This is a genomic window from Mesorhizobium sp. M7D.F.Ca.US.004.03.1.1 (assembly GCF_003998635.1).
Lineage (GTDB): Bacteria > Pseudomonadota > Alphaproteobacteria > Rhizobiales > Rhizobiaceae > Mesorhizobium > Mesorhizobium loti.
Window position 1 is genome coordinate 1 of the sequence record NZ_RZQG01001353.1, and the last position, 456, is coordinate 456.

Annotated in this window: 1 pseudogene; it reads left to right on the plus strand. The window is 64.3% G+C overall.

What is annotated here, in order from left to right:
- Window positions 1-456 (plus strand): annotated as a pseudogene (locus EN935_RS42540) (type I secretion system permease/ATPase); the annotation flags it as partial.

Sequence of the window (456 nt, forward strand, 5' to 3'; positions counted from 1 at the left end):
GTGAAGGATGCGCTCCGGGCCTGCCGCCGCTATTTCCTGGTCGCGGCGGCATTCAGCCTGGCAATCAATCTGCTCTACCTCGCATCCCCACTCTACATGCTGCAGATCTACGACAGGGTCGTCACCAGCGGTAGCGAAACCACGCTGGTGATGCTGACCTTGGTGTTGCTGGCGGCCTTCCTTTCGCTGGCCGGCCTCGACCTGGTGCGCGCCTCCATCCTGACGCGTGCCAGCGCGCGGCTCGACCGGTTGCTCTCGGCAAAAGTCCTCGCCGCGTCGGTCGAGACCCCATCGCCGGGTTCCTCGCAAAGCCAGCCGATCCGCGATTTCGACACGTTCAGGCAGGTGATCACCGGCAGCGGCATCCATGCCCTGTTCGACCTGCCATGGTCGCCCATCTACATCGGCATCATCTTCCTGCTGCATCCGTGGCTCGGCTTCTTCGCACTGGGCCGC